This window comes from Methanoculleus sp. UBA374 (assembly GCA_002508705.1).
Lineage (GTDB): Archaea > Halobacteriota > Methanomicrobia > Methanomicrobiales > Methanoculleaceae > Methanoculleus > Methanoculleus palmolei.
Window position 1 is genome coordinate 1 of sequence record DAYL01000012.1, and the last position, 26900, is coordinate 26900.

Here is a 26900-nt window from a genome sequence, read left to right on the forward strand (position 1 = left end):
TCGTGTGTCTCGAACCACAGCCGTGTCGGCAGTCGTTCCCCGCGTGGCGATACCCAGAGTGGAGCCGTATTTCAGGTTTGACGCCAGAGAACACTCAATTTTTCGCGGGGAGGCGACAGAATGCTCTGAACTATAGGAATCGTCAGCCGCTGGAAACTTTTAGGATGACTTCTGGGTTTCAGGTGCGGAACGCACCGACGAGCCTGTGGACTCGCTCCCGCTGGGGAGGGGGATGAAACAGGAAGCCCCGCCCTTGAGGGCGGGGTAGTTCACGCGATAAAACTGATCGATACGCTCTTTGACCGCCCCATCATCACGATAGGGCAGGTGGCGGAGGAGTTGCGGATCAGCCGTCAGGCCGCAACCAACCTCGTGGGTAAATTCGAGAAGATTGGAATCGTGGAGGAGATTACCGGGAAAGAACGATATAAACAGTACATGTTTGTGGATTATGTCAGGATTATCGAGGAAGGCACGCGAATATAGTCCGGATCTTGCAGGCGGGCAAGACCAATCGGCTGGTGCGCCCGGGAACGTGTCATCCGGGCAGGGCTGCCGGGCGGCAGGTTATACCTCTCGCTTTCCGGTATGGCGCTCCACCTGCTTCTCAGGGCGTTCTGCCGCGCTTCACACTTACGACAACGACAATCGTCCCGATAATGAAAGCGATGGCTACCGTCGCCGCCGGGAACGGGGATTGGCCGACAATCTCTTCGCAGGTCGCGACGCAGAGTAGAGGGCGCACCCGGAGAATCCCTGTACCCTGCAGAAACCATATAACCCCTCCCAAAACCGGCACGTACCTTCGCCCCGTTTGACGTCAGATTTCCGATCTGACCCCCGGAAGAATGAAGAGGGAGACTCCCCCCACCCTCTTACCCCGGCAACGGGCGGTTCAATCCCGCCGGCCGCTATGGAGATACCCGGAGACCCTGAAGCGAGATCACGCCTTAACCAGCGGGTAGTTCGCCGCCTCCCAGCCGATGGTGCCGCCGAGCAGGTTGATGACGTGCCCGAAACCGTGTTTCTGGAGAATGCTTGCCGCAAGGCTTCCTTTGAACCCGGCATCGCAGTGAACGACGACCTGTTTCTCCCCCGGGACCTCCGCGAGGTGGTCTTCCAGGTATCCGACGTAGATGTGGTGGGAGCCCAGGATGTGGCCCTCCTTCTCCCGGTGGCCGATTTCGCGCACGTCGAGAATATACACCGAAGGATCGTCCAGGTGCTCCGCGAGGTCGGAAGGAGACCAGGTGCCGGTCCTCTCCATCCGCTCGCCCTGCTTGAACCAGGCGGCAAACCCCCCGGAAAGGTATCCCGCGATGTTGTCGTAACCGAGCCGGACGAAGTGGCGCATCACAGGGCCCAGGTCCAGATTGAAATCGTCCACGAGGACGATCGGGTCCTCGTAGTTCAGGTAGTAGCCCATGTAGAGGGGGAGCCCCCCGCGCCAGATGTTGATGGTTCCCGGGATATGTCCGCCGGCAAAACTCGTCGGGGACCGGATATCGACGATCTGTGCTCCCCGCTCCAGGAGAGAGCGGACCTCCCGGGCCGAGTAGGCACGCAGGTACGGCAGGCTGTAGATGAGGGGCGGGCCGTCCCTGTTGAGCCGGTGCATCATCTCAAAATACGGCGGCTCGTAGAGTTGTTCACCCATCTTATACTCGACGAACGCTTCCTCATCCATCGAGAGCAGCCGGTTTGTCGCCGCTTCGTATCCGATGGTCGTGTACTCCCGGTCGCTGATATTCCCGCCGCAGACCGAGCCGGCGCCGTGGGCGGGGCAGACGATCACCCCGGCGGGAAGAGGGAGGATCTTCTCGTGCAGGCTTGCATAGAGGAACTCGGACATCTCCCGCCGCCGGTCCTCGCCGGCAAGATCGGTCCTCCCGACCTCGCCGGCAAAGAGTGCGTCGCCGGTAAAGATCATCAGCGGGTCGTCGGAGACGGACCGGTCGCGGAGGAGAAGCGATATGCTCTCCGCCGTGTGGCCGGGCGTCTCCAGGACCTCGATCTCGAGCGGCCCGACCCTGAAGGTCTCCCCTTCCCGAACAGCGGTGCCGAACCCGAACGCCTCCCGCGACCCGTGGAGGATCTCCGCCCCGGTCGGGCGGGCGAGCTCCCGGGAGCCGCAGATATAATCCTCGTTTTTGTGCGTCTCAAAGATCTTTGTGATCTTCATGTTCTCGCGCCCGGCGGCGCTCGCGTAGATCCGGCAGTCGCGTCTCGGATCGATGACCGCCGCCTCCCCGCCCGCCCCGACGATGTAGGAGTTGTGAGCAAGGATCTCGGACTTAATCTTCTCAAACAGCATCGGCATTCATCTCCCGGAGAACAGGTTCCGCTTCCCGTTCCGATACGGCCGGGATGTGGATGAGAGATATAAAAGATTTCCGGGAACCGGGGAGAAAGGGGCGCTACTCCCGGGCGCCCGAACACCGGTCGTCGCGGACGGGAACGGGCCGCTCGCCTGCCGCCCGTGCGGTCCGGATCGCAAGGATGCTTCCCACCGCCTTGAACGCATCCTCAAGCTCCTCGAAGTTCGGGACCCGGCAGGTCCGGAGGACGCGCAGGCCGCTTCGGATACTGTCGCCGCCGAGCATGCAGCCCACCACCATCTTCCCCGTGTTCCGGGAGAACCGGACGATCTCGTTCGCAACATGCGCCGGGTCGATGAGCGTGGTCGGCACCGCGATCACGAACGCAATATCCCAGAAATCCTGGTGCCGGATCAGCACGTCGAAGAGGGCGGCGAACCGGGCGGCGTCGGCGTCTCCGAGGATGTCCAGGGGGTTTGCGTGGTTCCAGAACGGAGGGAGGAACGCATCGAGTTCGCGGAGCACGTCGTCGGGGAGGTCGACCATCTCGACACCGTGGGTCTCGGCGTAGTCGGAGGCGAGGACGGCGAACCCCCCCGCACTGGTGACGGCGATCGCGCGTCCTCCCTGCGGGTAACCCCCGAACGCCAGGAGTTCGGCCAGGTTGAAGGCGTCCCGCAGGCTCCGGACCGGGATCATCCCCGCCTGCCGGAACGCCGCGACGTAGACGTCGTAACTCCCGGCAAGCGACCCGGTATGGGACGATGCCGCAGCCCTGCCCTTCCGGGACGACCCGGACTTCACCGCGACCACCGGCTTCCTCCCGACGACCTCGCGCGCCATCTGCATAAACCCGCGCCCGTCCTGGATCTCCTCGATATAGAGGGTGATGGACCGGGTCATTCGGTCCTGCTCGGCGAACCGGAGGTAGTGCTCGAACCCGAGGTCCGCCTGGTTGCCGACGCTGATGACGCTTGAGAACCCGAACTCCTCCGGAAGGCTCCAGTCGACGACGGTAGTGATGACCGCACCGCTCTGGGAGATGAAGGCAACGTCTCCCGGTTTCGGCGAGACCGGGTCGAATGTGGCGTTGATCCCCATATGAGGCATCATGACCCCGAGGCAGTTCGGGCCGATGATCCGGGTCCCGTAGCGGCGCGCTATCGCCGCTACTCTCTCCTCGAGTTCGGCACCGGCGCCGCCGGTCTCCCGAAATCCGGCGGTGACGATGATTGCGAGCCGGACCCCTTTCTCCCCGCATTCCTCCATCACCCCGGGGACGAAGCGGGCCGGCACGGCGATGACCGCCCAGTCGACCGGACCCGGGATCTCCGTAACGGAGGGGTAGACCTTCCGCCCGAAGATCTCGCTCCGGACCGGGTTGACCGGATAGAGGCTCCCGGGAAAGGAGAGCAGGTTCCGCAGGACGGAGTAACCCACCTTGTTCGGGCTTGCGGAGGCGCCGATCACCGCAATGGACTTCGGGAAGAAGAGGTCCGGGGGCGCCCCGACGCTCTCGCGGGCGGTCCCGACCCCGGCGGCATCCCCGACGATGATCCTCGCGTCGACGACGCTCGCCCCCTTTTCGTAGACGATCACCGGGTTGAGGTCGAACTCCCGGATTCCGGGGTTTTCGGCGAAGGTGCGCGCCATTGCGGCGATGACCCGGACAAGCGCCTCTTCGTCCTTCGGGGGCTCCCCGCGGTATCCCGAGATGAGTCGGTAGCCCTCGATCTCGCGGATCATCTCGCGAATCTCATCGTCCGTGATGGGCAGCACCCGGATGGAAACGTCCTCCAGGAGTTCCACCAGTTTCCCGCCGAGGCCGAACGTGATAACCCTGCCAAACGACGGATCGGTCTTTCCCCCGATCAGCACCTCGAGCCCCGCGGGCATCTGCTTCTCGACAATGACACCGGTGACGGCCGCCCGGGGAGCGCGGGCGGCGCTGTTCCTCATGATGGTCCGGAAAGCCTCTTCGGCCTCCCCGGGCCCCTCGACCCCGGGGATCACCCCGCCGACATCGCTCTTGTGGACGATCTCCGGCGAGACGACCTTCATGACGACGGGGTAGCCCATCTCCCCGGCGGCAGCCCGCGCATCGGCGGCGCTGGCGACCAGGCGGTGGGGCGGCACGGGTATCCCGCACGAGTCCAGCAGGCGATAGCCTTCGGGTTCGGTTAACATCCTCTCGGGCACGTATTCCTCCTCACGGTATGCCGGTGTCCCTGTACACGGGATTGGTTCGACCGCTCATAATAATTGTCCGGCTCCGGAAACGGGCTCGCCTGTATATGATGCTACGAATGAGAGTTAAATCATATCGAGTGTTTCCCAATTCGACAGATATAATAAACAATGTTACGAGTATTTGTACAGGTATGTCACCATTCCGCTACACCGGATCGCTCGCGGCCGCCATGGTCGCTGCCCTCGTTCTGCTGATGATCGCCGCCGGGTGTACCGGCACCGGAACCACCGGTCCGACCGTCGCTCCGGGCGACACCAACCGGACGGCCTCGATCACCGACGGCTTCGGCCGGAACGTCACCGTCCCCGCGCCCCTGGAGAGCGTTGTCTGCTCGGGCTCGGGGTGCCTCCGCTACCTCGTCTACCTGCAGGGCCAGGACCTCGTCGTCGGCGTCGACGACATCGAGAAGAAGGAGCAGGCGATAGAAGGCCGCCCTTACGCTCTCGCCTATGGGTCGCAGTTCAAGGACCTCCCCCTGATCGGTGAGTTCAGGGGCAAGGACGACCCCGAGAAGATCCTTGCGGTCAACCCGCAACTCATCTTCAAGACCGGTTCGAGCGGAACGGCGTACGGAACGAGTGCCGCCGAGGCCGACAAACTCCAGGAGAAGACGGGCATCCCCGTCGTGGCGTTCCCGTACGGTTCGCTCAGAAACGACGCCGAGAAAGCCGAGATGTACGGCGGCCTCCGCACGATGGGCCAGGTCCTCGGAAAAGAAGACCGGGCCGAAGAGGTGATCGCCTACATCAAGGAGACGATGGCCGACCTTGAGCGCCGGACCGGCGACATCCCCGAGGAAGAGCAGAAGGCGGTTTACGTCGGCGGCATCTCCTCGGCAGGCGCCCACGGGATCATCTCAACCGAACCGGCCTATCCGCCGTTCCTCTGGGTGCACGCGAAGAACGTCGCAGCCGGCCTCGGTACGGCCCACGCCGATGTCGCAAAAGAGGCCATCGTCGACTGGGACCCCGAGTACATCTTCATCGACGTCGGCACCACCCAGATGGAAGGCGGCGGGGCGATCGGCGAACTGAAGAACGATGCCGCGCTGCAGGGCCTCTCCGCGTCGAAGAACGGCCGGGTCTACGGTGTCCTCCCGTACAACTTCTACAGCACGAACTACGAGACCGTGCTTGCCGACGCCTACTTCATCGGGAAGACCCTGTACCCCGACCGGTTTGCCGACGTCGATCCGACAGAGAAGGCGGACGAGATCTACACCTTCTTCCTCGGCAAACCGGTCTTCAGCGACCTGAACGGCCAGTACGGGAACCTCGGGTTCACCGGGATCACGCTGTAAGCAGGGCGCAATGCGGGGAGAGTCCGAACGTGAACAGGAGGGTATGACGGCATGCACTTTGCAGGCGGGGCCATCCCGGCGGATTACATGGGATACGTGCGGAAGAAGCACCTCTGGATCCTCGGGGGGGTCCTCCTCCTCTTTCTCCTCCTGATCGTATCCATCTCGGTCGGTGCGGCCGGCGTCCCTCCGTACGACGTCTTTCTCTCCCTCGTGAACGGTTCCGTCGACCGGATAACTGCGTTTCTCCACCCGGGGCTGCCGCTTCCCGAAGTGTCGAGCACGGACCGGATCGTCTGGAATATCCGTCTCCCGCAGGCGCTTGCCGCAATCGTCGCCGGGGTCGGGCTCTCGGTTGCCGGGGTCGCCATGCAGTCGATCCTCAGAAACCCGCTCGGGTCGCCGTTTACGCTCGGCATCTCGAACGCCGGCGCCTTCGGTGCGGCCGTCTCGGTCATCCTCCTCGGCACGGGAGAGATGCACTCGACGGTTGCCGACGCCGTCACCCTCAACAACCCCTACCTGACGACGATCGTGGCATTCATCTTCTGCCTCCTTGCCACCGGGGTGATCCTCGCGATCTCCCGGGTGCGCGGGGCGTCCCCTGAGGTGATGGTGCTCGCCGGCGTCGCCATCTCCTCCCTCTTCACGGCAGGGACGATGTTCCTCCAGTACTTCGCCGACGACACCCAGCTTGCCGCCGTCGTCTTCTGGACGTTCGGCGACGTCAGCCGGGCCTCCTGGCAGGAACTCGGGATCATGACTCTCGTCGTTGTCGGAGCCAGCGTCTTCTTCTTCGCGAACCGGTGGAACTACAACGCTATCGATGCCGGCGACGAGACGGCAAAGGGGCTCGGCGTCAGCGTTGAGACGGTGCGCAACGTCGGTATGGTCGTCGCGGCGCTCGTATCCGCCGTGATCGTCTCGTTCCTCGGGGTCATCGGCTTTGTAGGGCTTGTCTGCCCGCACATGGTCCGAAGGATCATCGGCGACGACCAGCGGTTTCTGGTCCCGGGCTCCTGCGTCATGGGAGGAATCCTCCTCCTCGCCTCGGACACGGTCGCCCGGGTCATCGTCGCGCCCTACATCCTCCCGGTCGCCGTGCTCACGGCGTTCCTCGGCGCTCCGGTCTTCATCTATCTGCTTCTCGTGGGGTATCGGCGATGATCCTGGAGGTCGACGGCGTGGCCTTCACCTACCGGAGCGCTCCGGTCATCCGGGAGATCACGTTCGATCTCGAACCGCACCAGGTCCTCGCGATCCTCGGGCCGAACGGCGTCGGGAAGACGACGCTCTTAAAGTGCATGAACGCCATCCTGCGGCCGGGGGCCGGGTCCGTCCTTGTCGACGGAACGGACCTCCTCAGGACGGATCGGATGGAGATCGCGCGGAACGTGGGCTACGTTCCGCAACGGTGCGAAGCGGGCAGGATGACCGTCTTCGACGCCGTCCTCCTCGGCCGGCGGCCGCATATCGGGTGGAACGTAACGGATGCGGACCTCAAGGTCGTCGAATCAGCCATCCGGATGCTCCGCCTCGAGGACCTGACGCTGCGATATATCGACGAGATGAGCGGCGGAGAACTCCAGAAAGTGAGCATCGCCCGGGCGCTGGTGCAGGAGCCCCGGGTGCTCCTCCTGGACGAACCCACAAGCAGCCTCGACCTCCGGAACCAGCTGGAGATCCTCGGGATCGTCCGGCGCGTGGCGGAAGAGCACGACGTCGCCGCGGTGATGACGATGCACGACCTGAACATGGCGCTCCGCTACGCCGACCGGTTCATCCTCTTAAAGGACGGCGTCATCCACGCCGCCGGAGGCCACGATGTGGTGACGCCGGAGACCATCGAGGCGGTCTACGGCGTCCCGGTCACGGTCGAGCGCTACAACGGGTTCCGGGTCGTCGTTCCCCTGGCACCGGAGAGCGCCCTGTGAAATATATATAGGTCCGCCGTCACCGATATGCCAGCCGGGCATATGGTGCTAGCGACGGTTATCGAGATCGCCGGGCTGGCTCTCGGGACGTTCGGAGCGCTCTTCATCGTCTACGGGGCGGTAATCGCGATCGTCGAACTCGTGGCGCGGGAGACCCGCATCAGAGAGCGGAGTTACCACGACATCCGGTGGGTGTTCACCACGCGCATCCTGATCGGCCTCGAGTTCTTCGTCGCCGCCGACGTCTTGAAGACGATCCTTGAGCCGACGCTCCAGGACCTGGCCGTCCTCGGGTCGCTCGTCGCAATCCGGACCGTCGTGAGTTATTTTCTCGGAAAAGAGGTGAGCGAACTTCCGGAGGACCGAAAGATGTGAGGAAGAGCGGGGGGTTACCCGCGCTTCTGGTTCTGCAACGCCGTGAGGTAGGCGTGCGCCTTGTCGACGACCTTCTTCGAGTTCCCGAAGGTGATCACCCGGAGTGCTTCGTCGTGCGGGAGCCACCGATAGGCGACGTGCTCGTCCGAGAGCGTCACCTCCTTCTCCGGGGTCTCGATCAGGTAATAAACGACCTCCTTGTAGACCGTCCGCCCCCGGCGCTGGAAGAAGTAGTGGATCTCTTCCCGGAACCCCGGAATGAACGCTGCACGGGTGATCCCGGTCTCCTCTGCAAGTTCGCGGAGCACGGTCTCTTCCTCGCTCTCGCCGCGCTTGCCGTGTCCCTTCACCAGGTCCCAGTGCCCGGCCCCATACTGCAGGAGGAGGTACTGGAGGTCCGTATCCCGCCGGAAAACAACCGCTCCGCACGATCTCTCTCTCGTCATTGTCCTTTCAGTCCTGTATCGCGGGCCCCCCGGCCTTCCGCAAGTTCGCGCCCGGCGACCCGGAAATCCTCTTCCAGGGCCTCCCGGTATGCCGGGTTGTAGAGCGCGGCGGCGGGGTGGAGGGTGGGGATGAGGCGGACCGGGTGACCGAAGAGGACCGCCGGGTAGACGGTCCCCCGGATCTCCGTGATCCGGTCGAACTCCACGGGCAGGAAGGAGAGGATATACCTGCTCGAGTGCCGGCCCAGCATCACGATCACCTTCGGCCCGACGATCCGGATCTGCTCCTCGAGGTAGGGGGTGCAGGCCCGGATCTCCTCGTCCTCTGGGTCGCGGTTTCCGGGAGGCCGGTGCTTGACGATGTTGGCGATGAAGACATCGTCCCGCGAGAGGCCGATCCCGGAAAGGAGACACTCGAGGAGTTTTCCCGCCCGTCCCACAAACGGCCTCCCGGTGAGGTCTTCCTGCTTCCCCGGCGCTTCGCCGATGAGCATGAGGTCGGCCCCGACTGCCCCCTCGCCCGGGACCGCGTGATGCGCGTCCTCAAAGAGGGGACACTTCCGGCACTCGCCGATAACGGCGGCAAGCCTCTCCATCGCTACCTCTCTTCCCGTTTCCTCTACCATGCCCAACTATTGACGATAACGCGTATAACCTTCTTATGCATTGTGTTTTGCGGACGGCGGCATGCACGGCACGCCGCAGGCAGCGGCACCATTTTTACGCCCATGGAGACCTATTTTGAGTGAAGAAGCGATCTGAAAGGCCCGACATGTAACTTCCCGGCACAGAAAAGGTATATAGAAGAACGCCTGAGCTCTCCATCGTGGATAGTGAAAATCTGTAACGAAACGACAATCCTCTATCTTTACCCGTCATACGCGATCATCGACATGGGAGGGATACTTGACTGCCCCTCACCCGGTTGTGACAACCGTCTCCATGCTGTACGTCTTGGGGATTACGGTCGGGAGAGCCGAAGCGACGGCGCAGGCCCTCGGACAGCATCGGTCTCCCTCCCCGGCAGCAGCGAGTGGCGCATCATCCTTTACCGTATCTCCGGGAATGCTTGCCGAACAAGAGTTGGTGTCTCCACTATGAACCTGGTTCTCTCCTCCGCCTCCATCCCGGGAGACGTGATCTCCCCGGTCACTTTCGAAGATATCCCGGGTACGTGTCCGGAAATGTGACAGAAAAAATAAATAAATCGACGTCTATCTCATGGTGTGGGCGCCTCGATGATGCGTCTGCAAAAGTTCGTGGGGTCCCTCCATCCCCGGTTGCCGCCCCGGATGATAGAACCCCGCATGCCCGGAGGCTAATGAGATGTACGCATTCCGTGTACTTAACACGTGTGCCTCTCCTGCCTCCGGTAAACGAAGAAGGAGTTGAAACACATGAAAAGAAAAACTGGAATTCGGGCATTCTCCCTGCTCCTGGCACTGCTGCTGGTGAGCGTGGGGGTTGTGCCGGCGGTGGTATTTGATGAGAGGGATGAAGAATTATTTTCCCTTTCCTTTGAGGAAGGAAATACTGTAAATCTTAATGGCATGAAATTACCTGAACTTCAGACAGATTACTCACAAGAGCAAGTGATCATAACCGCTGAACTGAGTCCGGTGGAAAGTTCTGGTACCTCTGATCTGACAATTCATGAAATCCCTTCCGGCTCGATTATCTATCACACAATGGACGGTATTACGCGGGTTTACAGCTCAGATGGAAAGCAAATTTTATCTGCAGTCGATTCTATGGCTAAAAGGGTAGCCACACCTCGTGGCTTTAGACCTGCAACATTTGTCTCTCAGGTCCCCTCTGGATCGCACGTGATCCACCAAGACGATGTTACGTATGTCTTCCATAATGGTGATTTAATTCTGACCGTGTTGAGTGATCAGCCGCGTGAGTATAACGAAAGTCTTCAGAGGAACGAGTATATGGATGTAGGTGGTTTCAATGGATGGATCGAATATGCGTACAAGAATGTTCCACAGATAACGCAATTTGATGCCTACTGGAAAACTCCAACGTGCCCCCCGTCCTCTGAATTCGCGGAACCGGTATTTTTGTTTAATGGGATCCGTACACCCGATGAAACTGCAATAGTACAGCCAGTATTAGAATATAACCAGCCGATTACCGGCCAGTACTGGACGGGATGTTGCTGGACATTAAAAGATGGCATGCAGGACATTCATAGCGATCGAATCACCATTTCCACAGGAGATACGCTAAAAGGGGAACTTCACTGGAGTAGCACCTCCGGTCAGTGGTATATCCAGATATCCGATATTACTACAGGTGAGGCGATGTCTCTATGGTCGGATTATGTTCCTACTACAAACGTTCAGGTTGATGTGACTTTGGAAGGATGGAATATTGATGGCAATTCAGATGTTCCAGGAGATACAAGGTTTTATGACATGGTTTATAAAAACAATGGAAACTCGATATCTGTAAATCTGTATCGATATATCGCATCGAGTGCACCGTTAACTGGGCTGAATGTCGAATTCATCTCCAATCCGACTGAAGTAGTATTGCACACCGCGAATTAAGGACAAATACGAAAAGAAGGTTATCAACGATGAACCTGATTCAAAAAAAGGCGCTTCTTGCCGGGATACTGTTCTTCGCGCTCCTGTTGACTCTTGTTTCAGCAGGCTGTTCTCAGAGGGGAGAGGGATCGAGTGCACCCGTCGTCACGCCGTCGGCCGCACCCTCACCGCAGCCCGGCGATCTCGACGGGATCGTCGCGCGGTACCGGGCATCCTACCCCTCCCCGGACAACGGCACCGGTCCCGAACCCGAGCCCTGCGGGACGTATGTAAAGACCGGAGAGTTCGTCGAAGCCGTCGGCGGGCTCTTTGACCTCATCCGGGAAGACGCCGCCGTCGGCCGGGTCCTTTCAGACGGGGGCGAGATCGCAGGCGTCGTTGTCGTCTGTCCGCCATCCGCCGCGGCCGAACCGGAGGGCCCGGGGTGCTACCCCGCGGTCCGCGTCAGGTACGGGGAGGTGACGATCGACTACCTCGTCAACGTCGACTGCATGCGTATCGAGAGGACTTCCGTCGAGGTTCCGGCCGGATACCTCACGCATACGGTCGATAACGTGACTTACGTCGTCCATGACGGGGACGTGGTGCTCGCCCTTGAAGGTATTGCTCTGCCGGCCTCCGGGTAAAAATCGGAGGTGTAAGGCGTGGAAATTATGCGCACCAAAAAAGTATGGCCGGTATTGCTGATGCTTCTGCTGGCCGCTTCGGTGCTGCTACCTATCGTAGGTGCAACTGCAACAACGGGGGAATCGCATTAGCATGGATATCCAAATTTTCCGGAAGAAGATCCGTTGATTCTGGAACTTGCTACGGCAATGGGGACTACCCCCGAAGGCTCGACGTGGCCCTGGGACATTGATGACGGTATCGATGAAGTGTGCGCGAATCATGGATATTCTTCGATGGATTCAAGCGACGATGCCTGGATGACGTTTGATGAGGTAAAAAGTGAGTGGATGCACAGAGGCCCTTTGTTCTCAGCCTGTGGAGCGGCGGCACGCCTATAGGGGGAGATGAACCTTACGGTGATCACAGCGTTGCCTGTGTTGGCTACCACGACTATACGGAGGACTGGGTGTCCATACATAACACATGGGATACTCAGATCCGCAACAGAGTCTATGGGGATTGGTTGGGTGCCATGGCTACCTGGGTGAGACCCTGACCTCCCCCCTTTATCACGGAGAGATCCGATGGAATTCCTGGAAACCGACAGAACCGGCAAAATTGCACTCGTTCTCCTCCTGATAGCCGTCGGTGCTTCCGGCGCCCTTCTGCTTTTCGACCTTCTCATGATCGGTCCCGGGTATCCTCCCCCCGAAGCTCTGCAGAAATGGTATATCCCGGAGCCCCGGTATGAGTACGCGGAAAACGGCTCAGTCGTCGTGAATAGAACGATCGAGGGGGATATCGTCCTGATCGACGATATTGAAGAAGGATGCCCGTCCCCGTTTCCGGATCTCTCCCGGTACTGCAGTCATGCCGTGTACCTTGATACCGGAACGGATGATCGGTACCTGGTCGTCAACTGGTACTTCGACGAGAGTGCGGATCTCCTGCAGGCGGAGGAGGATCTCTGCAGTCATCTTCAGTCGTCAGGGAACGTCGCTTCCGCTGAGTTGATCCTCCCTCGAGAGACCGACGGATCACCGGACGGGTCGATCATTAGTCCCATTTCCGTAACAAAGTTCGAGAGCGAAGCATTATCCGGCTATTTCACCGTTGTCGAGAAGCCGCTATCCCCGGGACACGATGACTACTTCATCGTTTACTACGGAGTTTTCGGACCGGCCGTTCTTCCGGAGCAAACGGCAACTCTCGAAGATCTTATGCTCCGGAGTTACTCGCTCGACGGCGCAAGGCCGCTCGCACCCTGCACGTAGAGGGACGCCTGCCTTATGTTTTTCACCGTTCGGCGCGGCGCCATTTTCACGCCCATGGATGCCTGTTTTGGGTGAGGAAGCGATCCGGAAGGCCCGACATTTAGCTTCCCAGCACAGAAAAGGTATATAGAAGAACGCCTGAGCTCTCCATCGTGGATATCGAAAATCGGTATTCCGACATGCGCGGGGGTCCACCCGCGAGGTAGCGAGCCCGAATGGGTGAACGTCCCGCATGCCCGGAGGCAACGGGAATGTACGCATTCCAGGTACTTAACATGTGTGCCTCTCCTGCCTCCGGGGACTGAAAATGGAGTTGGAACGCGTGAAAGGAAAAACTGGAATGCGGGCATCGAACTGCATACAACCACAGCCGGGGTGCCTCGTCGCCTGTGCCCTTGAAGGCTGGCATATCGACGACAACAACGATGTGCCAAGCGATACGCTCTTCTACGACATGGAATACAGGAGTTATGGAACGCCCATGAGCATCAGCCTGGAGCCATGGTATTCGACCGAGGTTCCCTCCGAGATCGTGCGGTACTGCCAGGTGGAGATCATCCAGAACCCATCACGGGTTCGGCTCAATACTTTCAATTGGTAGTGACAGGATGAAACAGACCCCCTTTCTCCTTTTTGCGCTGGCTTTCCTCGTGTTCGGCGCCGGGTGCACCGACCCGGCGGAGACCGGTATGCCGGAAAATGTCACGCCTACCCCGGCGGTCCTTCACTACGAGCGGGGGGACATCGTGATCCCGATCAACACTTCCGCGATCCCGGTGAGAAACTTCGACGCCAACGTCACGGAGGTGATCGTGATCGTCCTCACCGACCGGCGGGCCGGGGTCCTGCTTGAAAACGGCTGGAACATCACCTCGGTCAGGACGGGCTTTGGTATGTACTCGGTCGACCCGGCCAGGACCTATGTCGACGTGGAGTTCCGGAGCGATGAAGAGTCGCCGTCGTTCTTCATCGAAGTGGACGAAGGGGAGAAGCAGACCGGCAAAGGGCGCTGCAACGTTCCGTTCTGGTGGGATGGACGAGGCCCCTATCCTGAGGACTACCACCAGAACCAGAACATGAGCACGAACCAGTATTATGTCTTTGATCACCGCAACGAGAGAGTGACGATGGTCTACAACGAAACGGCAATCATCTACCTCTACCCCTCATACGGGGTGGAGTGATACCATAGAAGGGTCGGGCGACTTGAACCCCGCCGCCGGACCCGGACTCAACCATTAATAGCACCGGAGGGGAACACTATATAGAATTTCCCGAGGAATATGCAGCCGGGCCTCGACGGAACGGCGGCGAACCCTGGATTGGGGCTCGATTAAAGGCTGCAGGACAAAAGGAGCGGTTTACACAATGAGCGATACGGATAATCTCTGTTTTGACGCAACAAAGATCGATAAACTGCAAGAATTGCGTGAGCACGGGGTGACGGCGTACCCCTATACGTTCGAACGCAAGGATACCGTCAGGGAGATCCGGGAGCGGTTCGCCGGGATCGGGCACGAGAAGAGCGCCGAAGAGGTCAGCACAGCGGGTCGCATCTACGTCGTCCGCCAGCACGGCAAGACGATCTTTGCGGACATGGGAGACTCGGACGGCAAGATCCAGCTCTACCTCCGGAAGAACGACCTCGGCGAGGAACAGTTCGACCTCTTCCGCCAGTACATCGACGCCGGGGACATCGTCGGCGTCGTCGGCCACGTCTTCCGGACGAAGATGGGGGAGATCACGATCTGGGTCGACCGGTTCGAGCTCCTCACGAAGTCGATCTGCCCCCTTCCCGAGAAGTTTCACGGGCTCAAGAACGTCGAGGCGCGCTACCGGCAGCGCTACCTCGATCTTATTATGAATGAGGATAGCCGCGAGACGTTCCGGACCCGGAGCAGGATCATATCGCTCCTGCGCCAGTTCCTCTTCGAACGGGACTACCTGGAGTTCGAGACCCCCACCCTGCAGCCGATCTACGGCGGCGCAAACGCCCGGCCGTTCACCACCCACCATCACGCCCTCGACCAGAAACTCTACCTCCGGATCGCGCCGGAACTCTACCTCAAGCGTCTTGTCGTCGGCGGCTTCGACAAAGTCTTTGAGATCGCGAAAAACTTCAGGAACGAGGACATCGACACCAACCACAACCCCGAGTTCTCGATGGTGGAGATCTACGAGGCCTACCGCGACTACAACGACATGATGGACCTCACCGAGGGCATCTTCTCCTACCTCGTAGAGGAGGTGCACGGGAAGATTACGTGCTCGTTTGCCGGGCACGACCTGGACTTCGCCCGTCCCTGGCGCCGGCTCACCATGGAGGAAGCGGTGCGGGAGTACGCCGGGATCGACATCCACGCTCACAGCGTCGAAGAACTCCGTGCGTTCGGTCTCGCGCACTGCGTCGAAGGCTCTGAGAGCGCCGCGACCCGGGGCGAATTCCTGGCGCTCTTCTTCGATCATTTCGGCGAGAAGCACCTTATCCAGCCGACGTTCGTCTACGACTTCCCGATCGAGAACTCGCCGCTTGCAAAGAAGCACCGGGAGAAAGAGGGGCTGACGGAGCGGTTCGAACTCTTCATCGCCGGGATGGAGATGGCGAACGGCTTCTCGGAGTTGAACGACCCCCTCGACCAGAAGGCCCGGCTCGAAGCGCAGGACGCCAAACGCCGCCGGGGCGACCTTGAAGCGCAGATGATCGACTACGACTTCATCAACGCGCTCGGCTACGGGATGCCCCCCACCGGCGGCGTCGGGATCGGCATCGACCGCCTGGTAATGCTTCTCACCGGCAAAGAATCCATCAAAGAAATCCTCCTCTTCCCCCAGATGAAGACCGCCTCCCCGGGCCAGAACGAGCCGGAACCCGGGCAGAACAACGGGGAAGAGTGACCGCTCACGGCAATGAACGGACAGAACCGGGCCGCCATTCATCCCGGTATGACGGTTGATATCGTGCTCAAACGCGACCAGCGGACCGGGAAACGCACCCGGGGCGTTGTCGCCGAGATCCTGACGAACTCCTCCTTTCACCCGCACGGGATCAAGGTGTGGCTCCAGGACGGGAGGGTCGGGCGGGTGCAGGAGATCGTCGGGTGAGGCACGCCGGCCCTCAATCGGCCTTCCGGAGCGTAAACCGGATCGCCGCGCCGCACCCCGGGCGGCCGGGAACCCGATCGTCCGCCCGGACCCTACCACCGTAACGTTCAACGAGCATCCGGCAGATGTAGAGCCCGAGGCCCCGACCACTCTTCTCGCCGCCCCCGCCGCTGAATCGATTGAAAAGGTCCGGTTTCATCGCGTCGGGGATGCCCGGACCGTTATCCTCGACCGAGACCTCGACCTCCGTCCCCCGCTCCTCGACCCGGACGGCGATCCGCCCCCGGGGTCCGGCAAACTTCTCCGCGTTGCCGATGAGGTTGGTGAAGATCTCACAGAGGAGGTCGTCCCCCATCACCCGGGCGTCCGTTCCTGCGTAGGTGATCCGCACATCCGGATAGTGCTCGATCTCCGCCCGGATAACGGGGTCGAGAGCGACCGGTTCAAGAACGGCGGCCTCTTCCCGGATCTGCCTGATGGTATTGACGTTCCGGATGATCTCGACGCTCTTTCCGAGGCTGTTGTGCACCTTCTCGATATAACTCCGGGGTTCCCCCTCGAGTTCCTCCATGAGGAGGTCCGTATAAAGACCGGCAGTGTTGGTGGCGTTCTTGATATCGTGTGTCATGATATCCAGATAGAGGTTTGCCTTCTCGGTCGAGTTCTGCAGTTCCGCCGTACGCGCGTCGACCTGCTCCTCCAGGTTCTCGCTGTACTCGCGGATCGTCTCTTCCGACTCCTTGAGCCTTTCAATTCCTGCTTTAAGGCCCGCAACCATCGTGTTGATGCTCCGTTCGAGTTGCATCACCTCGCGTGTCGCCGAGACCCGGATCGTATGGTCGAGGTCCCCCTGTGCAATAGCATCGACGTCGTCGACGATCTCCTCCAGGGGACGGGTGAGGCGGCGGGCCGCGAAGAAGATGATCCCGCTGCAAAAAACAATGGCAAGGACGGCAACGGCAGCACGGTAATAGAGCACCCGGTCAAGCTGACTCTGTATGAGGTCCATATTGTAGGTGAGTTCAACAACGACGCTCGGGTCCGATGGATAATCCGGGTCTTTCAGGTCGACGAAGAGGTAGCGGATCTGTCTCCCGTTCTCCCGGTCCTGCACCTCGTAATCTTTCCGGCCGGGGACGATTGTCCCGGTGACGAGGTCCCGTGTTTCGGGACCGGGAGGCTCGCCAGTCTCCCCAACAGCATTTCCGAAGATGTCATAAACACGGATCGATTCGAGGTATGGGTTTAAGGCAATATACTCCTGCATGCTCTCCTGTGAACGCAGCCGGTCCCGCTCCGCCGCGAACGCATCCGGCACGAACCCGAGTTCAAGGAGATAACGGTGATCCGGGGTGGGCATATAAGCGTACTTCCGGACCAGCCCGGTTGCGGGCTCATAGACCACACGGTCGGGAGAGAAGTCGTCCCCGAGGCGCATCCGGGTGATCTCGGCATGGAAGCCCGGAACATTCCTGAAATCGAGACCGCGGTCGGGGGAATAGGTGGTGTACTCGATCACCCCCGACTCGTTGATGACGTAGAGGTCCATCTCGCCCCTGAGTTGCCCTTTAAGTGCGGTCAGATCCATCCTCGACGGGTCCCTTCCCGCCCGCTCGTACTCCCGCAGAAAAAGTGAAAACCCATCCTGCAGCCTTTCGTTGAGGGAATCGTCAAAGAGTTTGAGACCGGTGTCTATGTCCGTAACCGATTCCCGAATGCTCTTTTCGGTGACGATCTGCAGGGTGTTGAGATCGGAGGTCATCCTCTCCTCGGCCTGAATATAGTCGTAAGCCGAGAGAAGGCTGATGGCGGGGATGACGATGAGGAGGATAGCTACGATAAGGGTGGATGTAAACGGCCGTTCGTCCCGATCGGGTCTGCGATCACTCATCATAAGCACGCGGTCATGCGAGAGAGGAGGGGACATGCGGCCGACCGACCGGCGGAGTTGCGCAAGGTCGGGCCGCTACCCCGGATTGTGTTCATCCCCATTAAATGGGGTACCCTGACAGAGGTCATTTAGGGAGATGTCACCCAATCTTAAATCTTCGCGATCAGGAGGGCAAACGGATCGAGCGGCCGCTACTCCGCCGGCGCCTTCACAAGCGAGAAGCGAATGACTGTACCCAGTTCAGGGCTGCCGGGGACACGGTCGTCCACCCGGATCGTTCCGCCGTAACGCTCAACGAGCATCCGACAGATGTAGAGCCCGAGCCCGGCTCCGGCAAGCGCCCCCTCTCCCTTCCGGAAGCGCCCGAAAAGCGACGCCTTCACCGCATCAGCGATCCCAGGTCCGGTATCCTCGACCGAGACCAGGACCCCCTCTCCGCGCTCCTCGACCCGGACGGTAATCTCGACCTCAGGACCGCCGAATTTCACGGCGTTTCCGAAAAGATTTGCAAAGACTTCGGAGAGGAGGTCGTCAGCGAGGACGGTGACCGGGCGGCCCTCGTATCGGATCCGGACCGCAGGGTGGTCTTCCATCTGTGTCCGGATCACCCGGTCGAGGTCTACCCGGGTCAGGGCTGCCCGGCTCTCCCTCGCTCTCTGGAGCGTCGCCACGCTCCCGATGATCCCGGAACCCCGTTCAAGCCGGGAGAGCATCTTCTTAGCCATCTCCTGCCGCTCCCCCGTGAGTGCATCGACGAGGAGGCGTGTATACCCTATAGCGATGGTGTTTGCGTTGTTGATGTCGTGGACCATGATGTCCAGAAAGAGGGTTGCCGCCTGGTTGGACTCCTCAAGCGCGGCCGTCCGTTCCCGGACCAGATCCTCAAGGTGGGTGCCGTACTGCCGTAACGCCTCCTCCGACGCACGGAGACGCCGGATATGCTCTTTCAGGGAATCGACCAGGGTCTCGATGCTCTCTGAGAGGTGGACAAATTCGGTCCCGACGGATACCCGGATCCGGTGATCGAGGTCTCCGCGGGCGATGATGTTGACGTCGTCGACGATCAATTGTACGGAACGGGTGATCTGCCGTGAGACCTGATACGCAATGCAGCAGGCGGCGAGGCCAGCGATGACCGCGAGAAGGGCGTGGTTAAACCGCATCTCCGCAAGCCGGGCATCAAGAGGAGCGGTAGTATAGGAGAGCTCGACGACCCGGCTCACGTCCGAGAGGCTGTCGGGAGTGGAGAGATCGACGAGGATGTAGCGGGTGAACCGCCCTTTCGCTGTATCGGCCAACGTTCGCTCCCGTTTTTCTTCATAGACCGCCAGGGCAATGGCGTTTATTGCGACAGGGTCCGTCGGGCTCTCCGAGTCGGTCACGTTGACGGGCCTCCCGTAGCAGTCAAAGATCCGGATCTCTGCAAGCGACGGGTTCAACCGCATCAGGTTCTCTTTGAGGGTCTGATACTTGGGATCGAACCGATCGGCCCCGGTCGAACTACAGACGAGCCCGAGCTCGAAGAGGTAGCGGTGATCGGGGGAGGGCATGTATGCGTACTTCCGCAACACGCCGCCCGCCGGCTCTACCACGACCCGATCCGCCGCAAACGCATCGCCGAGCCGGACATCCGTAATCCGGTTGTAGAAGTAGGGTATCTTCCGAAAATCAAGACCAAGGTCCGGAAGGTAGGTGGTGTACTCGATGACACCCGAGTCATTGATGACGTAAACATCCATATCCCCCCCGAGCTCCTCCTTGACCCGGGAAAGGTCCATTGCCGCCGGGTCTCTTCCCGCCCGTTCGTACTCGGCAAGGACCGGACTGAACCCCTCCTCCATCCGCCGGTCCAGCGTATCGTCGAAGAGTTTCAACCCCGCATCAACATACGTTATCGATTGAACGACACCCTTCTCCGTCTGCTCCCGAAGCAGGCCTTCTTCGGCGATTAACGCGTCTGTAACCTGCTGATAGTCCTGGATCGAGGTAAGCCCGATAACCGGGAGCACGATCAGGATCATGGTGAGCATGAGATGTATGCTGAAACGGTGGGGCCTCCCACCGTTGCCGCCCGCCGCCGTTATCCATCGCCCCCCGATTTGACCTGCCTGAGCGTAAAGCGGATGGCTGCACCCAGCTCAGGACTGCCAGGGACCCGGTCGTCAGCCCGGATCGCCCCGTCGTAACGTGATACAAGCATCCGGCAGATGTAGAGGCCGAGCCCGGTTCCAGCCATTCCATGCGTTCCCCGGTGCAGCCGCTCAAAAAGTTGCGGCTTTACGGCATCAGGGATCCCGGGCCCGGTATCTTCGACCGAAACCAGGACATCTTCCCCGTGCTCCTCAACCCGGACGGTAATCTCGACCTCAGGGCCGCCGAACTTCACGGCGTTTCCGAAAAGGTTCGCAAAGACTTCGGAGAGGAGGTCGTCGGCGAAGATGACGGCCGTAGTTCCGCTATAGGTTATCCGGGAACCGGGAGACCGCTCGATCTCGCGCCTGATGAGCGGATCGAGGTCGATCGGCCTGAGCGACCGTGCACCTCCCTGGATATACTGAATGGTGTTGACGTTGCGTACGATCTCGATGCTCTTTGTAAGCCCCATTCTCGCTTTCCTGAGCAACTCAGCCTCAGGCTCTCCCGCAAGGTCGGCCTCCAGCATTTCCGCGTAGAGGCTTGCAGTGTTGTTGGCGTTGTTGATGTCATGCCCTATGATGTCCAGATAGAGGGTGGTCAGCCGGTTGGACTCCGCAAGATCGGCTGTCCGCTCCCGGACCAGTTCTTCGAGGGCATGGCTGTGCCGGACGATCTCCCCCTCCGATTCCCGGAGTTTCCGGAGGGTCTCCTTTAAGGATGCAACCATCGCCGATATGCTCTCTCCGAGGAGCACGAACTCCTCAGCGCCGCCCACCCGAATCGGGTGATCCAGGTTGACGCGGGCGACAGCATCAACGTCCTCGACGAGGGTGTGGAGCGGCCGCGTCAGGTGGTGCGTGGCAAGGACCGAGAAGCAGCCGATACAGAGGATCGCGATGAACAGGGCGCTCATATGCTGCCCGAATATTTCGACAAGTTTTGCCTCGGTGGCCCTCGTGTTGTAGGTCAGTTCAACAACCAGACTCGGGTCCGACGGATAATCGATGTCCATCAGATCGACGAAGACGTACCGGGTCAGCTCGCCTGCGGTAGCGTTCTCCACCTCGAACGTGCCCCTCTCCCGGTACGCCCGCTGGACCATAGCCAGGCTGTAGTCATCATCGGGGTGCGCTTCACCGACGATCCGTGTCCCCAGACAGTTAAAGATCCGGATCTCCTGGATCCCCGGGTCCAGGTTCACCAGTTCCCGGACTGCGTCCCCGTAATTCAGCGCCGTGCGGTACTCCCGAAATTTCGACTCTGCAAGGCCGATCTCGAAGAGGTAACGGTGGTCGGGAGAGGGCATATAGGCATACTTCCGGAGTTCGCCGGTGGAGATGGTGGAGACGACTCGATCCGCCACAAACGCATCGCCAAGCCGAATTTCCGTGATCCGGTCGTAGAAATAGGGAATTTTACTGAAATCGAGGCCGAGGTCCGGAGGGTAGGTGGTGTACTCGACGACGCCTCGGGCGTTGATGACGTAGACGTCCATCTCACCCCCGAGTTCCCCCTTGACCCGGGAAAGGTCCATCGCCGCCGGGTCTCCTCCCGCCCGTTCGTATTCGGCAAGGACCAGGTCGAACCCTGTCTTCATTCGTTGATTTAACGTATCGTCGAAGAGCTTCAACCCTGCGTCAACAAGAGTCACCGAGAGGACAACGCCGGACTCGGTCTGGTCCTGGAACTCCCCGGCATTCTCCTTGAGTTCCTGCGTGATCCCCCGGAAATCGACTACCGAGATCAGGCAGATGACGGTCCCCATCGTGAGCAGCATGGCAAGCAACAGGTAGACCTCGAGCGAGAGTGCCGGAGACGGCCGAGCCTGTTTGCCTGCTGTCACTCAGACATCCCCGTTTCCATATGTGGTCAATCTCCCGGCCAGAATAACTTCCCAAAGGTGAGTCGGCTTGGGGTTATTTAACATGACCGATTTTAACAGGGATGTCCCAAAACAATCCAGGTCCAAAAAAGCCACAAAACCAGGAATAAACAGGTTTTTAGGCCAAAAATCCATCTCCGGCAAATGGATGCCGGGACCACCGCCACCGTGCCCTGCGGGAGGCCGGGAACGGCTTTGAAACATGAACGATAGCGAGCGGGGGCAATATACTGCTGCAGTCTGACGCTCGCTCCCGACAGAGAAGTTACAGGACAACCGAAACGGAAGGGCAGAAATCTGCCATAATTATGCCTCCCGGGAAACCGAATGCCAGGGATACCGAAGTCCCGCGAGATGACGAAAAACAGAGAATGGCGGGGCCGTAGGTCGGCCCCGGACGTATCGTTCGGATGACACGGTGATTTTACATCGGGGGCATGCCGCCCATACCGCCCATGCCACCCATACCGCCCATCTCTTCGGCGCCCGGGCCACCCGCAGGTACGGCGGCCTTGGATGCGGCGATAACGTCGTCAATCCGCAGGATCATGACGGCGGCCTCGGCAGCGCTGGAGACAGCCTGAGTCTTGACCCGCAGGGGTTCGACGACACCGGCTTCGAGCATGTTTCCAGAGACGGCGTTGAAGACGTCAAGTCCCATGTATTTCGCGTTCGCGCCACCCTTCTCGTGGGATGCGCGGAGGGCGACAAGCATGTCGATCGGGTCGAGGCCGGCGTTCTCGGCAAGCGTTCTCGGGATGATCTCAAGCGCGTTCGCAAACGCCTCGATGGCGAGCTGAGCGCGTCCGCCGACGGTGGCGGCGTAGTCGCGGAGCCGGAGCGAGAGCTCGATCTCAGGTGCACCGCCGCCGGCAACGAATTTCCGGTCCTCGACGGCAACACTGACGACCCTGAGAGCATCCTCAATAGCACGGTCGAGCTCGTCGACGACGTGCTCGGTGCCGCCGCGGATGATGATCGAGACCGCCTTCGGATTCTCGCATCCGGTGACGAAGATCATCTCTTCTCCGGAGACCTTCTTCTCCTCGACGTTGCCCGCTTTACCGAGTTCTTCGGAGGCGATGGCATCGATGGAGCTGACGATCGCGCCCCCGGTGGCGCGGGCGAGTTTCTCCATGTCGCTCTTCTTGACACGCCGCACGGCAAGAATGCCTGCCTTCGCGAGGTAATGCTGGGCGATGTCGTCGATACCCTTCTGACAGAAGAGGACGTTTGCACCGCTGGCGACGATCTTGTCGACGATGCCCTTGATCATCCGCTCTTCTTCGTCAAGGAACATCTGGAGCTGGTCGGGACTCGTTATGCTGATCTCGGCGTCAACCTCGGTCTTCTTGAACTCGACGGCGGCGTTCAGAAGCAGGATCTTTGCGTCCTTGACGACGCGGGGCATGGCGGGGTGAACGCGCTCCTTGTCGATGATCATGCCTTCGACGATCTCGGACTCCTCGATAGACCCGCCGACCTTCTTCTCGACCTTCACGAAGTCGGTGTCGACGGTGCCGTCGGGATCAGCGACCATCGTGATTGCCTTGACGACAAGCTCGGTGAGTTTCTCCTTCGCTGCCTCGGCGCCCTTGCCGGTCATGGCGGTGTCGGCAAGTTTCTGGAGCATCACCATGTCGTCGGGTTTGACGTCGACGGCGATATTGTCGAGGATCTCCTGGGCCTTATCGGCGGCGACGCGGTAACCGTGGGCGATGACCGTGGGGTGCACGTCCTGGTCGAGGAGTTCCTCAGCCCGCTTCAGGAGCTCGCCTGCGATCACCACTGCCGTCGTGGTCCCGTCGCCGACCTCATCATCCTGGGTCTTGGCGATCTCGACCATCATCTTCGCGGCCGGGTGCTCGATATCCATCTCTTTCAGGATGGTCACGCCATCGTTCGTGATAACGACGTCGCCGATGGTATCGACGAGCATCTTGTCCATGCCCTTAGGGCCGAGCGTTGTCCGTACAGCGCTGGCGACGGCCTTTGCGGCGGCAATGTTGCCTGACTGTGCGTCACGACCACGGGTACGCTGGCTACCCTCTTTCAGAATAAGGATTGGTTGTCCTCCAAGACTAGACATAGGTATCACCGTTCTTAAGCGATAGAAAGGTAGGTTTGTAGTTCTATATAAAACTACTCACTCATTAATCATATCTATGAGTTCTGAGCCGTCTTCCATGGTGTGAAGATGCTCTTCGCCGATAAGAAGGGTTTTGCCGATTTTTTTCTGTTTTTTGTAATCCGTGACGACGCACATTGCAAATGTCTTCGTGAGATGCGAGATGTTGCCGATGAGGGAAGCGCGCTTTGCAATCTTCTGGGAGGTGCCGTATGCCGTCAGGATTGTATGTTTGTCAAAGAGCGCCAGCGCCTGGAACGGAGCCTGCCGCATCGCGTGGATCTCCATTCCCATACGTTCGAGGTCGACGAGGACGTCGCCGGTCGCAGACTCCGGGGGCACCTCAGGCCCGGGCTCGGGCGAACGATAGCCGACGAGCTCTATCATCTCGACGAGCTGGGCGCCGAAGAGTTCCTCAAGTCGTATCGCGACATCGAGCGTGGTCCCCATCCCGCTTTCGTATTTGCTGATGGCCCGGCGGGAGACCCCGAGGTGCGACGCGAGGTCCCCGAGCGACATCCGGGAACGCTCCCGCACCTCCCGCAGGAGGTCGCCCTTGATCTTCACGTAGAGGCCGCCGGGAGAGGCATAAACCATCGGCGAAAGCCCTTCCGCGAAGTAATCGTAGAGCGATTCCGGGCTGAGGGCAAAGAGCCCGTAGCGGATGTAGACAACGCCCCGCTCAAGGTCCGCGCCGCGTGCCCGTTCACCGACGATGAGAGGAGTGGCCTGAAGGTAGCGGGCGATCTGGTTGAGGTCCCAGGCGATATCGGCGCTCACACTGTCGATGTGGGAAGCAACTTTGATTATGACGAGGATGTCGCCTTTCTTCGCGAGGAGGTCGAAACTCCGCGGACGGATATTGCACCGCTCCGAGACATCGAAACCGGCGAGGAGCATGATGCTGATGACCATCTGAGGAAGGCGATCCTGTGACATATTCCTAAGAACCGATATAGCCGGAGAACGATATAAATGATAGGGTTATGTGGATCGGGATCGACGATACGGATTCCCCTGCAGGGATGTGCACCACCTATATCGGGGCAATTCTGGTGCAGCAACTCGAACACGCAGGGATGCGCATTCTCGATACCCGGCTGGTCAGGCTGAACCCGAACGTCATTCACAAGACCCGGGGGAACGCAGCGATCGCCATCGAAGCCGAGGGGGACACGGAGGCGGCGTTTGCACTTGCCTGCACCTGTGTGGAAGCACTCGCGGAGTTCGGCGCCGCCGGAACCAACCCGGGCGTGGTGGTCTCCCGCATCCGGCCGCCTCAGGATTTCTATTACGCGGCGCTCCGGGACTTCTGCACCGTGGACGAGGCCATAGGGGTGCTCGACTCGGTCGGGGCCCGCTACCGGGGCTACAAGAACCGGCGCGGCCTTATCGGTGCAACGGCGGCGATTGCGAGCGAATTTCCCGACCGGACCTACGAACTGCTCGTCTACCGGAAGCGGGAGAGATGGGGCACCCTCCGGCAGGTTGACGCGAGGAGCCTCTTTTGCGCCGAGGAGGAGACCTACCCCCATACCTGGGACACCGTGGACCGGGAGAACAACGTGGTGGTCTGCGCGCCCCACACGCCCGACCCGGTCCTCTTCGGCATCCGGGGGGAGAGTCCGGCCGCTGTCCGGGAAGCACGCTCCCATGTGCGCTCCGAGGAACCGGCCTGCGAACAGGTCTATACCACCAACCAGGGGACGGACGCCCACCTTGTCCCGGGGACGGCCGGAAAACTCCGCGAGGGGCGGTCGTATCTGGTGCGCGGCACGGTCGCGAAACCCCCGGTCACCGGGCCAGGCGGCCACGTCTCGCTCCTCCTTGCCGACGATGGAGAGGAGGTTCGCTGTATGGCCTACGAACCGACCAAGGGGTTCCGGGATGTTGTCAGGGAACTCGTCCCGGGCGATATGGTGGCCGTAACCGGGAGTTACAAAGGCGGGAGCCTCAACCTCGAGAAACTCGGAATCTCCCGCCTTGCGGACGCTCTCCGCATCCGCCCACCGATCTGCCCCGCCTGCGCAAAAAGGATGACGAGCGCGGGAACCCGAAAAGGCTACAAATGCCGGGTCTGCGGAGCTCGCAGCCGGGAGCCGGAGGTCGAGCGGGTGGAGCGACTGCTCCGGCCCGGATGGTATGAGGTCCCGCCGACCGCTCGCCGGCACCTTGCCCGGCCGCTGGTACGTGGTGTCCCCGTGTGGGAGGAGAGCATGCGCCAATCGAACCGGGAATGATTCCGTCGTCAATTAAACGGACTTTACAAAAAAAGATTTATAATGTTTGTGTGTTAACAAATCACTGGTGATCCCGTGCCGACTATCAGCGGCGAAGGCAGCCATGCTTCGACCCGTCCGCCCGCGGACGGTGCCGGCCCCGGGCAAACGGAGTGGAGCGGCGGTCTGTAACGATTCGCGGCCGAGCATGCACGGAGCGAAACGAAGATAACCCCGGGATGTTCTCTTCGTTTTCGGCCCGGAAGTCCGCTCTATAAAGAGATGGTCCGGTTCTCCGGACCCCCGACACGGCGGGACGAGCGGGATCATCCCGTGTCGGACAACCAGTCATCCCCTGTCTGGCAGCGGGGACCCGACAACCGGGTCTCCGCAACAATTCTTTTTTTCGTGGTCTCCGGTTTTCGGACGACGATCTTTCAGGGGAGATGCGAGAGTGCAGGCAAAGGTGCACCCCGG

Annotated in this window: 23 protein-coding genes; 13 read left to right on the top strand and 10 right to left on the bottom strand. The window is 60.4% G+C overall.

Annotated features, from left to right (window positions below; genetic code table 11):
- Positions 1-285 precede the first annotated feature (285 nt).
- The gene (locus BRA42_RS03105; RefSeq protein WP_292408219.1) at positions 286-486 is read left to right on the top strand and encodes a helix-turn-helix domain-containing protein; all 201 of its coding nucleotides are present in this window, start codon (positions 286-288) and stop codon (positions 484-486) included.
- A 121-nt stretch (positions 487-607) separates the two neighbouring features.
- Here the strand turns inward: BRA42_RS03105 and BRA42_RS03110 are convergent, their stop codons facing one another.
- The 3 genes from BRA42_RS03110 to BRA42_RS03120 all read right to left on the bottom strand — a co-directional run bounded on the left by BRA42_RS03110 (position 608) and on the right by BRA42_RS03120 (position 4517).
- Positions 608-745, bottom strand: coding sequence for a hypothetical protein (locus tag BRA42_RS03110; protein ID WP_292408184.1), 138 nt, complete (start codon positions 743-745; stop codon positions 608-610).
- Positions 746-943: 198 nt separating this feature from the next.
- On the bottom strand, positions 944-2314 hold the full coding sequence (locus BRA42_RS03115; RefSeq protein WP_342772081.1) for an MBL fold metallo-hydrolase: 1371 nt from the start codon (positions 2312-2314) through the stop codon (positions 944-946).
- A gap of 103 nt (positions 2315-2417) precedes the next feature.
- The gene (locus BRA42_RS03120; RefSeq protein WP_342771102.1) at positions 2418-4517 is read right to left on the bottom strand and encodes an acetate--CoA ligase family protein; all 2100 of its coding nucleotides are present in this window, start codon (positions 4515-4517) and stop codon (positions 2418-2420) included.
- A 182-nt stretch (positions 4518-4699) separates the two neighbouring features.
- On the opposite strand from BRA42_RS03120, the gene BRA42_RS03125 reads away from it, so the two are divergent.
- The 4 genes from BRA42_RS03125 to BRA42_RS03140 are packed head-to-tail and all read left to right on the top strand — an operon-like array spanning position 4700 to position 8178.
- A complete protein-coding gene (locus BRA42_RS03125) occupies positions 4700-5869 on the top strand; it encodes an iron ABC transporter substrate-binding protein (protein ID WP_292408192.1) in 1170 nt (389 codons plus the stop codon).
- A gap of 51 nt (positions 5870-5920) precedes the next feature.
- Positions 5921-7036: a FecCD family ABC transporter permease gene (locus tag BRA42_RS03130; protein ID WP_292408195.1), complete on the top strand. Its 1116-nt coding sequence runs from the start codon at positions 5921-5923 to the stop codon at positions 7034-7036.
- Positions 7033-7803: an ABC transporter ATP-binding protein gene (locus tag BRA42_RS03135; RefSeq protein WP_292408199.1), complete on the top strand. Its 771-nt coding sequence runs from the start codon at positions 7033-7035 to the stop codon at positions 7801-7803. Before BRA42_RS03130 ends, BRA42_RS03135 begins: the two co-directional genes overlap by 4 nt.
- A gap of 42 nt (positions 7804-7845) precedes the next feature.
- Positions 7846-8178 (top strand): DUF1622 domain-containing protein, encoded by a 333-nt coding sequence (locus BRA42_RS03140; RefSeq protein ID WP_292408202.1) that lies wholly within the window; start codon positions 7846-7848, stop codon positions 8176-8178.
- Positions 8179-8192: 14 nt separating this feature from the next.
- Here the strand turns inward: BRA42_RS03140 and BRA42_RS03145 are convergent, their stop codons facing one another.
- Together BRA42_RS03145 and udg are read right to left on the bottom strand one after the other, a co-directional pair.
- Positions 8193-8624 carry a bis(5'-nucleosyl)-tetraphosphatase gene (locus BRA42_RS03145; protein WP_292408205.1) on the bottom strand — a complete coding sequence of 144 codons (432 nt, stop codon included), beginning with the start codon at positions 8622-8624 and terminating at the stop codon, positions 8193-8195.
- The gene (gene udg, locus BRA42_RS03150) at positions 8621-9250 is read right to left on the bottom strand and encodes a type-4 uracil-DNA glycosylase (protein ID WP_292408207.1); all 630 of its coding nucleotides are present in this window, start codon (positions 9248-9250) and stop codon (positions 8621-8623) included. Before udg ends, BRA42_RS03145 begins: the two co-directional genes overlap by 4 nt.
- A gap of 771 nt (positions 9251-10021) precedes the next feature.
- Here udg and BRA42_RS03155 point away from each other — a divergent pair.
- The 7 genes from BRA42_RS03155 to BRA42_RS03185 all read left to right on the top strand — a co-directional run bounded on the left by BRA42_RS03155 (position 10022) and on the right by BRA42_RS03185 (position 16167).
- Positions 10022-11182 carry a hypothetical protein gene (locus tag BRA42_RS03155; protein ID WP_342770772.1) on the top strand — a complete coding sequence of 387 codons (1161 nt, stop codon included), beginning with the start codon at positions 10022-10024 and terminating at the stop codon, positions 11180-11182.
- A gap of 29 nt (positions 11183-11211) precedes the next feature.
- On the top strand, positions 11212-11808 hold the full coding sequence (locus tag BRA42_RS03160; protein WP_342770773.1) for a hypothetical protein: 597 nt from the start codon (positions 11212-11214) through the stop codon (positions 11806-11808).
- A gap of 567 nt (positions 11809-12375) precedes the next feature.
- Complete coding sequence (locus tag BRA42_RS03165) at positions 12376-13065, top strand: hypothetical protein (protein WP_342770774.1); 690 nt, start codon at positions 12376-12378, stop codon at positions 13063-13065.
- A gap of 322 nt (positions 13066-13387) precedes the next feature.
- Positions 13388-13666 (top strand): hypothetical protein, encoded by a 279-nt coding sequence (locus BRA42_RS03170; RefSeq protein ID WP_342686264.1) that lies wholly within the window; start codon positions 13388-13390, stop codon positions 13664-13666.
- 7 nt (positions 13667-13673) lie between these two features.
- Complete coding sequence (locus BRA42_RS03175; RefSeq protein ID WP_342772082.1) at positions 13674-14249, top strand: hypothetical protein; 576 nt, start codon at positions 13674-13676, stop codon at positions 14247-14249.
- A gap of 184 nt (positions 14250-14433) precedes the next feature.
- Positions 14434-15960 (top strand): lysine--tRNA ligase, encoded by a 1527-nt coding sequence (lysS, locus tag BRA42_RS03180; protein ID WP_292404987.1) that lies wholly within the window; start codon positions 14434-14436, stop codon positions 15958-15960.
- 12 nt (positions 15961-15972) lie between these two features.
- A complete protein-coding gene (locus tag BRA42_RS03185; protein WP_342770679.1) occupies positions 15973-16167 on the top strand; it encodes a YwbE family protein in 195 nt (64 codons plus the stop codon).
- A 13-nt stretch (positions 16168-16180) separates the two neighbouring features.
- On the opposite strand, the gene BRA42_RS03190 is transcribed toward BRA42_RS03185, so the two are convergent.
- The 5 genes from BRA42_RS03190 to BRA42_RS03210 form a co-directional block, all read right to left on the bottom strand.
- Positions 16181-18061, bottom strand: a complete 1881-nt coding sequence (locus BRA42_RS03190; RefSeq protein ID WP_342771782.1) for a HAMP domain-containing sensor histidine kinase — start codon at positions 18059-18061, stop codon at positions 16181-16183.
- A gap of 188 nt (positions 18062-18249) precedes the next feature.
- Positions 18250-20088 carry a sensor histidine kinase gene (locus tag BRA42_RS03195; RefSeq protein WP_292404996.1) on the bottom strand — a complete coding sequence of 613 codons (1839 nt, stop codon included), beginning with the start codon at positions 20086-20088 and terminating at the stop codon, positions 18250-18252.
- Between the two features lie 50 nt (positions 20089-20138).
- On the bottom strand, positions 20139-22037 hold the full coding sequence (locus BRA42_RS03200; RefSeq protein ID WP_292404999.1) for a sensor histidine kinase: 1899 nt from the start codon (positions 22035-22037) through the stop codon (positions 20139-20141).
- A gap of 463 nt (positions 22038-22500) precedes the next feature.
- Entirely contained in the window at positions 22501-24165 is a 1665-nt protein-coding gene (thsA, locus tag BRA42_RS03205; RefSeq protein WP_292405001.1) for a thermosome subunit alpha, read from the bottom strand.
- 57 nt (positions 24166-24222) lie between these two features.
- Positions 24223-25143 (bottom strand): transcriptional regulator, encoded by a 921-nt coding sequence (locus BRA42_RS03210; protein WP_292405005.1) that lies wholly within the window; start codon positions 25141-25143, stop codon positions 24223-24225.
- Positions 25144-25190: 47 nt separating this feature from the next.
- Here BRA42_RS03210 and BRA42_RS03215 point away from each other — a divergent pair, with 47 nt between their 5' ends.
- Positions 25191-26444 (top strand): tRNA(Ile)(2)-agmatinylcytidine synthase, encoded by a 1254-nt coding sequence (locus BRA42_RS03215; RefSeq protein ID WP_292405008.1) that lies wholly within the window; start codon positions 25191-25193, stop codon positions 26442-26444.
- The last annotated feature ends 456 nt before the right edge of the window (positions 26445-26900 follow it).

Coding starts and splice junctions, on each gene's coding strand:
- BRA42_RS03210 (WP_292405005.1), bottom strand. CDS start 25,143: ATGTCACAGGATCGCCTTCCTCAGATGGTCATCAGCATCATGCTCCTC.
- BRA42_RS03135 (WP_292408199.1), top strand. CDS start 7,033: ATGATCCTGGAGGTCGACGGCGTGGCCTTCACCTACCGGAGCGCTCCG.
- BRA42_RS03185 (WP_342770679.1), top strand. CDS start 15,973: ATGAACGGACAGAACCGGGCCGCCATTCATCCCGGTATGACGGTTGAT.
- BRA42_RS03160 (WP_342770773.1), top strand. CDS start 11,212: ATGAACCTGATTCAAAAAAAGGCGCTTCTTGCCGGGATACTGTTCTTC.
- udg (WP_292408207.1), bottom strand. CDS start 9,250: ATGGTAGAGGAAACGGGAAGAGAGGTAGCGATGGAGAGGCTTGCCGCC.
- BRA42_RS03130 (WP_292408195.1), top strand. CDS start 5,921: ATGCACTTTGCAGGCGGGGCCATCCCGGCGGATTACATGGGATACGTG.
- BRA42_RS03155 (WP_342770772.1), top strand. CDS start 10,022: ATGAAAAGAAAAACTGGAATTCGGGCATTCTCCCTGCTCCTGGCACTG.
- BRA42_RS03125 (WP_292408192.1), top strand. CDS start 4,700: ATGTCACCATTCCGCTACACCGGATCGCTCGCGGCCGCCATGGTCGCT.
- BRA42_RS03140 (WP_292408202.1), top strand. CDS start 7,846: ATGGTGCTAGCGACGGTTATCGAGATCGCCGGGCTGGCTCTCGGGACG.
- BRA42_RS03215 (WP_292405008.1), top strand. CDS start 25,191: ATGTGGATCGGGATCGACGATACGGATTCCCCTGCAGGGATGTGCACC.
- BRA42_RS03145 (WP_292408205.1), bottom strand. CDS start 8,624: ATGACGAGAGAGAGATCGTGCGGAGCGGTTGTTTTCCGGCGGGATACG.
- BRA42_RS03175 (WP_342772082.1), top strand. CDS start 13,674: ATGAAACAGACCCCCTTTCTCCTTTTTGCGCTGGCTTTCCTCGTGTTC.
- BRA42_RS03115 (WP_342772081.1), bottom strand. CDS start 2,314: ATGCTGTTTGAGAAGATTAAGTCCGAGATCCTTGCTCACAACTCCTAC.
- lysS (WP_292404987.1), top strand. CDS start 14,434: ATGAGCGATACGGATAATCTCTGTTTTGACGCAACAAAGATCGATAAA.
- BRA42_RS03190 (WP_342771782.1), bottom strand. CDS start 18,061: ATGATGAGTGATCGCAGACCCGATCGGGACGAACGGCCGTTTACATCC.
- BRA42_RS03195 (WP_292404996.1), bottom strand. CDS start 20,088: ATGCTCACCATGATCCTGATCGTGCTCCCGGTTATCGGGCTTACCTCG.
- thsA (WP_292405001.1), bottom strand. CDS start 24,165: ATGTCTAGTCTTGGAGGACAACCAATCCTTATTCTGAAAGAGGGTAGC.
- BRA42_RS03165 (WP_342770774.1), top strand. CDS start 12,376: ATGGAATTCCTGGAAACCGACAGAACCGGCAAAATTGCACTCGTTCTC.